At 40.1% G+C, this 12,630-nt stretch carries 9 protein-coding genes; 7 read left to right on the forward strand and 2 right to left on the reverse strand.

Annotation, left to right across the window (positions count from 1 at the left end):
* Positions 1-351 precede the first annotated feature (351 nt).
* The 6 genes from ABDV70_RS12275 to ABDV70_RS12300 all read left to right on the forward strand — a co-directional run bounded on the left by ABDV70_RS12275 (position 352) and on the right by ABDV70_RS12300 (position 5,631).
* Entirely contained in the window at positions 352-1,227 is an 876-nt protein-coding gene (locus ABDV70_RS12275) for a VacJ family lipoprotein (RefSeq protein WP_343598119.1), read from the forward strand.
* 84 nt (positions 1,228-1,311) lie between these two features.
* Positions 1,312-2,280 carry an RsbU family protein phosphatase GigA gene (gene gigA, locus ABDV70_RS12280; protein ID WP_343598120.1) on the forward strand — a complete coding sequence of 323 codons (969 nt, stop codon included), beginning with the start codon at positions 1,312-1,314 and terminating at the stop codon, positions 2,278-2,280.
* A gap of 112 nt (positions 2,281-2,392) precedes the next feature.
* Entirely contained in the window at positions 2,393-2,923 is a 531-nt protein-coding gene (gene gigB, locus ABDV70_RS12285; RefSeq protein ID WP_343598122.1) for an anti-anti-sigma factor GigB, read from the forward strand.
* A gap of 23 nt (positions 2,924-2,946) precedes the next feature.
* Positions 2,947-3,771, forward strand: coding sequence for a carbon-nitrogen hydrolase family protein (locus tag ABDV70_RS12290; RefSeq protein ID WP_343598124.1), 825 nt, complete (start codon positions 2,947-2,949; stop codon positions 3,769-3,771).
* 154 nt (positions 3,772-3,925) lie between these two features.
* Positions 3,926-4,747, forward strand: a complete 822-nt coding sequence (locus tag ABDV70_RS12295) for a hypothetical protein (RefSeq protein WP_343598126.1) — start codon at positions 3,926-3,928, stop codon at positions 4,745-4,747.
* An 8-nt stretch (positions 4,748-4,755) separates the two neighbouring features.
* Positions 4,756-5,631, forward strand: coding sequence for a mechanosensitive ion channel family protein (locus ABDV70_RS12300; RefSeq protein ID WP_343598128.1), 876 nt, complete (start codon positions 4,756-4,758; stop codon positions 5,629-5,631).
* A gap of 53 nt (positions 5,632-5,684) precedes the next feature.
* On the opposite strand, the gene ABDV70_RS12305 is transcribed toward ABDV70_RS12300, so the two are convergent.
* Positions 5,685-8,249 (reverse strand): DUF2339 domain-containing protein, encoded by a 2,565-nt coding sequence (locus ABDV70_RS12305; RefSeq protein ID WP_343598130.1) that lies wholly within the window; start codon positions 8,247-8,249, stop codon positions 5,685-5,687.
* Between the two features lie 140 nt (positions 8,250-8,389).
* Here ABDV70_RS12305 and polA point away from each other — a divergent pair, with 140 nt between their 5' ends.
* Positions 8,390-11,152, forward strand: coding sequence for a DNA polymerase I (polA, locus tag ABDV70_RS12310; RefSeq protein ID WP_343598132.1), 2,763 nt, complete (start codon positions 8,390-8,392; stop codon positions 11,150-11,152).
* 353 nt (positions 11,153-11,505) lie between these two features.
* Here polA and ABDV70_RS12315 read toward each other — a convergent pair whose 3' ends face one another.
* A complete protein-coding gene (locus tag ABDV70_RS12315) occupies positions 11,506-12,516 on the reverse strand; it encodes a metallophosphoesterase (RefSeq protein ID WP_343598134.1) in 1,011 nt (336 codons plus the stop codon).
* Positions 12,517-12,630: the final 114 nt, after the last annotated feature.

Raw genomic sequence — 12,630 nt, forward strand, 5'->3', positions numbered from 1 at the left:
TAATTTCGATATTTTTTAAAACTCATCCAATCAATCTAAAAATTTAACTATCAAGCTAAATCCTTGTTAATCAACAAGTTTTTATCTGCATCACCGCCGATGGATGTGCATTCTACAGTATTCTCATTCCAATACAAGCTTTTTATAAATTTTATTTTGTCGTCTGATCTTTTTTAATACACTTATTTTTTAAGTTTATGTTTTTTATCGTTTTTTATTTTTATTTATTTCTTATCTTATTTTCATTTTACATATTTCATTACCCTTCTGGTCTAAACCATCTCCCCTTTCTTGTTTTTCATGCTATAAAATAAGCAATGTCAGAACATTTATTATTTGTGGAAGCATTTTATGCATCAACTTTCTATTTTCGGGTCTGCGTTATGTCTATTTAGTCTAAGCTGTGTTGGCTGGACAGATGATGCTGTATCTACATCAACGCAAACAACGGATACGCAAACCTCAACGATAACAACCACAATCACCACAAAAACGCATACGTCTCCTTTTTTAAAGTTAAAAGAAATTACGCATAAAACGATAACTACACTTAAAGTCGATGCGAATGCGGCCCAGCCAGATGAAATTAAAGATCCTTTACAGTCTTTTAATCGTAAAATTTTTGGGTTTAATGATTATTTAGATCGTCATATTGTTCGTCCTGTCGCTGTACAGTACCAACAAAAAATTCCAGCAGAAGTTCGAGGTTCTTATCGCCAGTTTAGAGATAATCTTGGTGAGCCTTGGAATGCGACCAATCAAATGATTCAATGGAAACCCAAAAGAGCGCTTCAAACCTTAGGGCGTTTTACCATTAATACCTTAACTACACTTGGGTTGGCAGATCCTGCTCGTCGTTTGAACCTAGATGCTCAACCTGAGTATTTAGGGGTGACTTTGGGTTATTATGGTGTTCCGTCTGGGCCATATTTGATGTTGCCATTCCTCGGTCCAAGTACTGTTCGGGATGGGTTAGGTTTTGCTGTTGACACTCAAGCCCAATTGCAAAAATATCTTCTTGATGATCATGAAGGTGTTTACTGGGGCGATGCCGCTTTAGGCGCTATTGATTTACGTAGTAGCTTATTAGATATTGATAGTACCTTACAGGGTGATCGTTATGCAGCGATTCGTGATGCTTATTTACAACATAAGCAGTTCCAGATTGCTCAGCGCAAAGGTACAGAAGATCAAGTTTCGTTTATTGGCGATGATTCATCAAATTAATAGTAGAACTTTTTTCTTTATGAATTGTGATAAATAATCACAATTCTTTTTTAAGCATATTGTTCAAGGATTGTTCTCTTATTTATGTATTTCATTCAACCAACTCGCCCAATACCGCATTTAGATAAGATTTTAGATGCTTTACCGAGTCTACAAATGATCCATATTGAGGACATCCATCTTTATGATCAGAGTATTATCGCTATTGCTGATGTTCAGGATTTTTTAACGCTAAAATGGAGCTTACCGACAATTGTTTTAGCATTTGAACATGAAGGTGGTGCATTAGCTGAAGCTTGGCAGCAAGGTGCTTTGGCAGGTTGGATCTGGCATAATTTACCCAAAAATCCAGTTGTGGCCTTAACAAAAATTGATGCGCAATATAAACGGAATCAGGATAGTCGTGATCTTCCTTCGGCTGCAATTTTGCAAAAGAAACTTTTACCCGATCCTATTGATATTCCTAATTATAAAATTGATTCTTTCTTTAAGCCGTCTGCATATTTATCTGGTGATTGGTATGATTACTGGAAAATTAGCGATAAAGAAATCATGTTTTATCTAGCTGATGTTTCAGGACATGGTGTCACCAGTAGTTTACTGACATCGTGGATGGCAGCATTTCATGGTCGTTCAAAAACGCCTCGAGAATTGATCAAAAAACTCAATGGTATGCTGGTTCAGGAAAATATCGAAAAACATATTACGATGATTACAGGAATTCTCAATTTTGAGAATCATCATTTGCGTTGGTCGAGTGCTGGACATTACCCTCCCGCTATTTTGTTTGACGAACATCAACCACCCCAAATTTTAAATACCAGTAGCTTTCCTTTAGGTTTGACGGAAGATTTAGAAGTTGAAGAGTTTGAATGTATTTTGAGTCGAAATTCACGCTTTATTGTATGTTCTGATGGTGCCCTAGAGCCTTTTAATGGTGGTTTAAACGAACAATTTCAACAGCTTGTAGAAAAGCTACAAAGTCATACGTTTAAAGCACCTGCGCATGTTGCCGATGATATTGCAATCTTAAGTTTGTGTAGAATGAAATAATTTTAAAATCAAAATGATAGCTGGTTTTTATTGTTTTTTACTGGTGCCCCCTCTTGAGTCTGTTTTTCCCCTATGGGATAATTTCTAATCCTTCTCGAAAAATGGCATATATATGTCAACAGGTCATGTTGAATATACAAGTTTGGATGGTACGTATTTCTTCAAAATTGTGGGAGAAGTACGCGCGCAATCTTGTATAAGTCTAGACAAACTCTTGGGCAAGATTGAACAACAAAAAGATGTTGTCGGTGCTGTCGTTGATCTTACGCAAACGACTTTTATCGACAGTACTATTTTGGGTATTTTGGCAAAGTTAGGGATTAAACTCAAACAAGTGCATAATATTCAAGCGGTTATGCTGTCAACGAATCCAGATATTACGACTTTAGCCAACAGTATGGGACTTGGGCAGGTTTTCATTATCTTAAACTGTGGAGATTCGGTGGTCTGTACACACACCATGTCTTCTGATGAAAATGGTTCGCAGCAAAAAATGCTCAAGACTGTTTTAGACGCTCATAAAACGCTAATGAAGCTCAATGAAAGTAACCAAAATGTTTTTGAACCCCTTGTAAAACAACTTGAAAAACAACAAGAATATTTAGACGAACAAGAAACTGTCACAGAATCTCATCACGGATAATTGATCAATCAAGGATGTCCACCATGACTTTACTTTCTGTTGTACAAATGAATTCTCAGAATGATATTGAAGCAAATTTCATTGATGTAGAGCGCATGATTCAACAGAGTAAAGCTGAAGGTGCATCTTGTATTACCTTTCCAGAAAACTTTATTTGTTTTGCCGCAGGCAAACAGCGAGAGACCGCTGAAAAATTTGAATTTTTTCAACAACGGCTTGAATCTCTTGCTCACCGTTATGATATCTGGATTGTAGCAGGTACGCTGCCTTGCCCTTTTCGTCCTGATGGCTCGCCTATACCCGATGGTCGGGTACGTACAACCAGTTTGTGCATTAGCCCTGAAGGTACTGAAGCGCGTTATGACAAAATCCATTTGTTTGATGTTCAGGTGGGTGATGGGGTTGGCGGTTATCAAGAATCTAAGCATTTTGAACCAGGTGATACGCCTGTTGTTGTAAAAACACCTTTTGGCAATATTGGGTTAATGGTTTGCTATGATTTACGCTTTCCTGAACTTGCTTTAACACTTCGTCATCAAGGTGCGCATATTTTAACAGCACCTGCTGCCTTTACCCATACAACTGGACAAAAGCATTGGCAATTGCTGTTGCAAGCTCGGGCTTTAGATAGTCAGTGCCAAGTTCTCGGTGCTGCTCAACAAGGTTGGCATGGCGAAAAACGTCAGACTTGGGGTCATGCGGGCGTAACCAATAGTGACGGTAAAGTTTTATCTATTGTTGAAGAATCAGGTTTACAGCTTACAACGGTTCTTTTTGATCGTGAAGAACAACAAAAAATCCGTACATCAATGCCTCTTATGCAACATCGCAGACGCTTAGAATATTAAACATCATAAACACTTCTGTATTTCTTCTGTTTGATTGAAGCTGTTCCTTTTGATTTCATCTTAAATCTCTACCAATATTCACGTATACTCATTGCAACTAAGCTTTGTAATATTTTCATTTCTTTGATTTTTTCAATCATAAGGATAATGTATCGTGGCAGTGGATGATTTTGTTAGTGAGAATAACTTACCCAATATAAAATGGTGGGGTGAGTTCCATTTTGAACCTCATCAGACACGTGCATGGCGTTTTGGTTCCTTGTTGTTCCGTCTGACGCGTGGATTTCAAGAATGGCGCATGGAATATCACCGCCCCGATGTTCAATTCGATGGTGAACAAAGTTGGGCGGAAATATTAGAGCCTGATTTTGCCTTTCCTCAACCTATTCATGTAGAACGCTATATCTTCCGAAAGATGTGTAATACCTTTACATTGATGCCACGTTTGGCAGATCGTTCGGTTGTCATTCGCCCTGTCGATCCGATGTATATTCCTGCTGGACAACGGGGATTATTGTATATCAGCACACCATTATGGATTTCTGGTTTTGCCGAAGGACAAAAAGATCCTTTGTTTGATCTTCCTGTCATTCGTCCTAAAGATACATGGTTTGGCCCTGATAAGCGAACTGGTGAGTTGTGTTATGCAACTGCTGTTGATGGTCGAACTGAATTAGAGCAGTTACAGCCACGCGCCTTTCGTGCCGTAACACCGATTATTTTTCATAATAGCAGTCATGAATTATTACGTTTTGACCGTATGAATGTTCCTGTCCCTGCTTTACCTCTTTTTTATAGTGAAAGTACGCATCGTTTGTGGACATCTCATATTAAAGTGATCCATGAATCACTTGACCGTTCTCCTCGTATTCGCATCGAAAATCGCACACCTCCTCGTGCAGGGGAAGTCACTTATATGCATGCCCCGCGCTATCCAGAGAGTGCCCTTTTCCATATGTTTGATTCTTTTTTCTAGGAGGGTTTATGGATAAAACTCAAATTCCTCAGGATATTATTTCAAGTTTAAAAGGGGTTTTTACCAATTTTAATTTAGAAAGAATCAGTGAATTGCTGGTTGCCGCTTTCTTGTGTTTTATCGGGTTTGTCATTGCTCGCTTAGTGTCTAATACTTTTATTCGGACTTTGGGTGTTCGATTTAATGCGCATCAGCGTATGGTTTGGCGACGCGGTATTTTTTACACAATTTTTATTTTCTTTATTATTGCAGGCTTAAAAGAAGCAGGCTTCAAAGTCAGTGTATTTTTGGGCGCTGCGGGTATTTTGACGGTTGCTTTGGGTTTCGCGTCTCAAACTTCTGCAACCAACTTGATCAGTGGTCTGTTCTTAATTGGTGAAGGTTCTTTCGAAGTTGGCGATACGATTCAATTGACTTTAATTCGTGGTCAGCTGATTGAAGGAGAAGTGATTTCTATTGATTTGCTTTCGGTAAAATTATTAACGCTTGATAATCTTTATGTGCGTTTACCCAATGAATTACTCATCAAAACGCCTGTTATGAACTTATCCAAATATCCCATACGGCGTATTCCAATTGTACTTGCCGTCAGTTTCCATGAAGATCTGACCAAAGTCCGTAATGTACTTTTAGCAACAGCACATTCGCATCCACTTGTTTTGGAAACACCAAAACCTGAAATGTCGGTTACAGCATTTGGTGAGTCCTCAATTGAGCTATTATTTTCAGTTTGGTGCCAACAAGAAAATTATGGCAAGGTCAAGGACTCCTTACAGGAACGGATTCGCAATGCTTTTGTGAACAATAGTATTGAAATTCCGGTTCCTAAAATTGGCTTTGTCGGTGCGCAAACTCAATCTGCGCAACCGAATGAGTTTTATTAAAATTTAATATGGGATGCTGTTACTCGCTGATAAGGCATCCCATAAATAAATTGCTAAGCCTGATCGGGTTTGCTTGGGGGCAATGGTGCAAGATATGCAATAACCAGCATGATTGCGCCTGACCCAATAAAGGAAATTACACGGGTGAGTGTTGCTGTCTGCGCTAAATCCAATAATGCCAATTTAAAGACCACAATCACCAAAAGTGCAGCACCAATAATCCAGATCTCCCTAAAATATCGCTTACTTGCCCAAATCATTAAAATGCTGGCAAGAATCACCCAAAGCAAAGTCAGACTTAACTGCACCATGCCATTTGTCCAGATCTCTTGCTGCCACAGTGGCGTTGCCAAAGTATGATGCAGTATCCGCACCACAACACTACTCAACACCCACAATGCAGTGATGACACTAATAACTTTAAATAGACGAGTTGTCGCACGGGTTGATTTCTCTACTGCAAAGACTTGCCATAAGATGCTCATCAACATGGTCAAAGAAAGTACATCGACAGGGTTGATCAAACTCAATCCATAATATTGTGTCGCTGCCACCACGTTATAATTGACACACAGCAACCACGCCACACTCAACATACCAATTGCAGGTTGCACCCACAGAGGGTGCTGTTTTTTAAAGACTGCTGCCGATGTCAACAGTGTCGGAAATAGTCCTAAAGCCAAAATTGGCGCATGACTCAACAGACTAAGCCCTGCCAAGGCAAGAACTAACCACAATTGGATAAACCAAAGATTACGTTCAAGTAACCACGGACTGTGTTTTGCCTGAGATAAAAAAATCAATGTGCTTTGTAGTAAAGCAGTCCCTAGAAATAGCCATTGGTCAAACCCTGAATTCCAATTAAAACCTGAACTTAAATTTTGTGCTGTCACCACACTCAATAAGCCAATACCCAGCCCTGCCGAAACCAAGATTTGTTGTAATTGCCAATGAAAATCGGTTTTAAACCGAAGAAAGAGAAAAAATACAGCGTAAGCAACACTTGCCCAAAAGACATAACCTAATTCGCCTTTAGACTGCCATGCAAAAAAATGTACACCAGTTAAAGCAAAACTATAAAGTGCCAACCCCAAGAAAATACTGCTTAATGCAACGCTTCGAGGATGATCTTTTTGGGTATCTTGTACATAACGCAAGAGGTAATATACCGCAATACATTGGGAAATGGCATAGATGAGGCTACTTAAAATAGGAAAAACGTCATCCATTGCGATTTGATAGAACAGTGCAAATGAGCTGAGTACCACTAAGATTTGACCAACAAACACACTAAAACGATAGCGTTCGGTTACCCCCCAAACAATCAGTGCAGTGCCCTGAATCACCCATCCTAGACTTGTCCAATGCGCCCCTTTTGCCAATGGAAATGCCAATGCAAAAAATGTCATGGCTAAGATCAGGAAGCTTTTCCCCAACAAGGTCAGATTTTTTTGTTTGTGATGAATCCACACAGTTAATGCCGCATAAATCATGGCTAAAGCCAAAGCACCTAATGTTAAAGGCAGTGTTTTGGGGTGCATTAAAATGGCATGTAAAGAAAAACCAAACACAGGCACGCTAAAAATCAGCCCGACATCCAATGTGGCATTGTGTTGCTGCATTTTTTCATTTTGACGGACTTGCAACTGACTGTAACGGACACTTAACCAGATGAATAACAATAAATGTACCCACAACAATCCATCCAAAAGATTTTTTTGCTCAAGCACTTCTTGGCGTAAAATCGCCTGCCCACCTAAAAACAACGTCGCAAAAAAAGCCAAATGATTTAAAATTTTCCACGGTTTTAAAAAGTTAATGGCTGCAACTGCAATATTCACCACCAAATAATAACACCATAAAAATACCGTATCGGGTTGATATTGCGGAATCAGCAACGGCGCAAGATACGCCATGCCCAGCGCTAGCCCTGCCAAATAAATCGTATCTTGTTTTAAACTCAGGAAAATGGTGCTTACTAACAGTAAGAATAAAACAACACCTGCACGCCATAGACTGTCCATCACTGAAAAATGGTAGGCAAAAATAAGAGTTAAAAAGACAACCGCCAAACCAAGCCCTTGCAGGGCAATCGCAAAATTTAAATTTTTACCGCGTAAGACATAGCCTGCGACTGTGGTTGCAATTGCTGCACCTGCAATCAGGCTTAACCGTAAACCTAAACTCAACTGCCAATATTCACTGGCAAAACGCAATAACAGCACCACACCAATCAGCAACACCACAATGGCGAGTTTTAAAATCGGATTGCCATGCTGCATCCAGTTGAGAAATTTTGTTTGTAGCTGCCCCCAAATCGATGGCTCTACCACAGGTTGAAGTGGGGCTACAGTGTCGACAGATAGAACTGGTATTTCATCGGGGAGTGCTGTTTTTTGTGGTAATACACCATGCTCAAGCTGCTGTAAGCGTTGCTCTAAACTAGATAATTGATGCTGTGTTTCCAACACAAATTTAAAGAAATAAGCAGCCAATCCCACCCATGCCACCAAAGCAATCAACGGCTGCTGCCACTTCCATGCCATAAAATTGACCATGCTCCACAGCAAGACAAACAAGAGTAACATTTTAGATTTTAAGATCTGTCCCACAGGCATTGCTCTTTTCCTTTTTAATCATGTTACCTGATTCATTTTCAGCAGAGAAAACTCGCTACAAAAATCTTCAATTTTTAGTAGCCTGCATTCTGCTGCGTTTTAACGTAAAATAGCCGACATATTGTTTTAGGAATTCGAGAATGCCACCATTTGTACTGGTCGATGGGTCTTATTTTTTATTTCGCGCTTATCATGCGATTCCCCCTTTAACCACTTCGACAGGGTTACATACCAATGCGGTACGTGGCGCAATCTCTGCTATTCAGAAACTCATGCGTCGTATGCAACCTACGCACATGGCAGTGATTTTTGACACGCCTGAACCGACCTTTCGTCACGCCCTTTCCCCGATTTACAAAGGGGATCGTCCGAGCATGCCAGAAGAATTATCTCAACAGATTCCATATTTACACGCCCTGATTCGTGCATTGGGAATTCCGCTCTATATGTTGCCGGGTGCAGAAGCCGATGACATTATTGGTACATTGACTCATCGTGCCGTTGCTGAAGGTTATGAGGTTTTAATTTCGACTGGTGACAAAGACATGGCACAACTGGTCACTGAAAAAGTAAAACTCGAAGACAGCTTTAAAGACCGTGTGCTCGATGTTCAAGGTGTTTTTGATAAGTTTGGCGTTTGGCCACATCAAATTATTGACTATCTTACCCTAATGGGCGATGCCTCAGACGGCATTATGGGCGTTCCGGGAGTCGGTGCAAAAACTGCGGCAAAATTACTCAATGAATATGAATGTTTAGGACGTATTCTTGAAAATGTCGACAATATTAAAGGTCGTGTCGGACAAAACTTAAAAGACAGTGTTGAAAACATTACCATTGACCATCAATTGGCCAGTATTGTCTGTGACCTTGAATTAAACCTAGATTGGCATGATTTAAAACTCAGTAATCCAAATGTAGACAGCTTACGCTCACTCTATACTGAACTTGAGTTCCGTAACCAGTTACAGTCGTTAGACCATCCGAATAATCCAGATAATCAGACGTATAAACGCAGTCAGCCAACTGAAAATAATGTGGTTGCTGCCACTGAAACAGCAACCGAAGATCATGCACAACAAACCAGTGAAGATGATCAACTCGGGCAAGCGACCTACCACACGGTTTTAAGTGATGCAGATTGGGACAAGTTGCTCAAACGCATGCAAACCGAAAAGCGTTTTGCCATAGATACCGAAACAACTTCTTTAGATTATCGCCATGCACAGATGGTCGGTTTTTCTATCGCATTTGATGCACAAGATGCCTACTACGTTCCACTGGCACATGACTATGAAAATGCGCCACAACAACAGAATCGGGAACAAGTGCTGGCACAAATCAAACCGATTTTAGAAGATGCGTCCGTTCAAAAAATTGGTCATCATTTAAAATATGATGCGCATATCTTTGAAAATCATGGCATTCATTTACAAGGCTGGTATTTCGATACCATGTTGGCATCGTATATTTTAAATTCGACTGCTACTCGTCACGGTATGGATGATGTGGCACGACTGTATTTAAGCCATCTCACCACAACTTTTGAACAAATCGCGGGTAAAGGCGCCAAACAAAAAACCTTTAACCAGATTGAGCTTGAAGTTGCCGCACATTATGCTGCCGAAGATGCTCATGTGACCTATCGTTTATACGAAGTTTTATCTAAAAAACTGGCAAGCGCACCTGAGTTGGTGAATATCTTGCACAACATTGAAATGCCTGTTGCCGAAGTCCTCACCGAAATGGAAGAAAACGGGATTTTGCTTGATCCTGAATTTTTAACCCAGTTAAGCGGTGAGTTTTCTAAAACCATGCAGGCATTAGAAGACAAAGCCATTGAATTGGCAGGTCAGCCATTTAATGTGGCATCGCCAAAACAAGTCGGTGAGATTTTGTTTGATAAACTGGCAATTAAAGGCGGCAAAAAAACCGCAACAGGTCAGTACAGTACCAGCGAGAGTGTGTTAGAAAAAATTGAACATCCAATTGCGGAAACAATTTTAGAGCATCGTGGTTTAGCTAAACTCAAAAGTACCTATACAGACCGTTTAATTGAACAGGCCAATCCTGAAACATTGCGGGTACACACCAGTTATCATCAGGCGGTTACGGCGACAGGTCGTTTGTCATCATCCGATCCAAACTTACAGAACATTCCAATCCGTGGTGAAATTGGTCGTCAAATTCGTAAAGCGTTCATTGCACCAGAAGGACGTGTGTTACTGGCTGCCGATTATTCACAAATTGAATTGCGTTTAATGGCACATTTTTCACAAGATGATGCCCTGCTCCACGCATTCCAACATGGACAAGATGTTCATCGCAGAACAGCCTCCGAAGTTCTGGGTATCGCACTCGAAGATGTGACCAATGACCAGCGTCGCCAAGCCAAAGCCGTCAACTTCGGTTTGCTCTATGGTATGTCTGAATTTGGTTTGATTCGTCAACTTGGCTTTACTCGTGAAGAATCACAGAACTATATCAAGCAATATTTTCATCGTTACCCAGGTGTCTATGAATATATGCAGCGCACCCGCCAAGTTGCAGCAGAACAAGGTTTTGTTGAAACCGTGTTAGGTCGTCGCTTATATACCCCAGACATTCATGCCAAAAACATGATGGTGCGTAAGGCGGCTGAACGTGCTGCAATTAATGCACCACTGCAAGGTAGTGCTGCGGATATCATTAAATTGGCGATGATTAAAGTCCAAAAAATGCTGCCACAGCAACATGCAAAACTCTTGTTACAAGTCCACGATGAATTGGTGTTTGAAGTTGACCAAGATCGGGCAGCCGAGCTTGCACCTCAAATTGCCGATGCGATGCAGTCTGTACTTGAAATTTCTGTGCCACTGATTGTTGACGTGGGACAAGGACATAACTGGGATGAAGCACATTAAACCAGCCTGATTCTCATCATAAAAAAGGCAATTCACCACTGAATTGCCTTTTTTTATTGACCTAACCTTATCGTTAATAGAATGCTTAGATAATTGAAATTTTTAACAAAAAATGGAAAAACTATTCTCATTTTTCAATTCTGAGTAAAGCCTCTGGTGTGCATCTTAGGATTTCTAATTCTTAATTTATATAAATTTATCTTTTTATAAAATTGAAGATAAAATCAATATTATCAGGCACTTTACACCTAACAGGTTTACGATCACCATGGGAACAGGTGTCATTACTTTAATGATGATCAGTTTTAAACCATTCTTAGACTTCACATCCATTTCTTGATAAAAAATCTAAATTAAATCAACTCAATAATATCCACCGTAGGTGGTACACGAAAACGAAAAGGAACTCCAACCATCCCTGTGCCCACCGTCACAAAAACATCGGCATTATCATGTTGATACAAACCTTTTTTATGTCCTGAAATCGACACCCGTTTCATCATATACGATGTGAGCCACGGCAACTCCACTTGCCCACCATGCGTATGTCCAGACAACATTAACGGACGTGTTGGTAACGGCGGCACCATATCTACAGTGTCAGGGTTATGCGACAAGATCACCCACGGTTTATCTTGTGGTAAATCAGGCATATCCCGCATATCGGTTTTACCTGCCCACAAGTCCCCAATCCCAATTAAGCGAAACTCATCAAATTCAACAATTTGCCCTTCTATATCCAATACCTGATTTGCTGTTAAGGCATGTTTGAGTAGACCTTGAATTGGTGGGCCGGGATATTGTTCGTCATGATTACCAGTCACCGAATACACAGGGGCTTGAATCTGTTTTAACATAAACAATTCATCAGCCAATGTATTTTCAGGTTCATACGTCCAATCCCCTGCCACCACCACAATATTGGGCTGTTGCTGATTAATTTTATTCACAATTTGCTGCAACTGTCGTTCATGCCCCGAAAAAAGCCCGATATGCAGATCAGCAATCAGTGCAATTTTAAATGGTCGATGAAACGACTGTTCAGGGTTAAGCTGATACTGTGTGGTCTGTACCCGAATATAATGTGGTTCGATAAAGCGGGCATAAATAAGCACACAGCTTAATATGGTAATAAAAATTGATTGATGTAAGCTGAATTGCCCTACCCAACCTGCATAAGGTGCAAAAAGGACTAACGGAAAGAGCAGATACGATTCATAAAATACCAATAAATGCACAAATGCCTTAAAGGGATGAATGGTTTCTGTTCTTGACTGACTCATCCATGCCTGTACAATCCCCCAGATTGCGATGGCAATAAAAATTATATAAAAAATAAAAACAATTGAATTAGAATTCCACATATAACTTCTCAAATTGGGGGGTATGATTCGCAGCTAAGGTGCTCGTGATTGGGCGATTATGTTTAATATATTGAGATTTTATGGCAAAACTTCAAACCTCAAATGAGCATCTTT

Source organism: Acinetobacter sp., from assembly GCF_039596015.1.
GTDB lineage: Bacteria > Pseudomonadota > Gammaproteobacteria > Pseudomonadales > Moraxellaceae > Acinetobacter.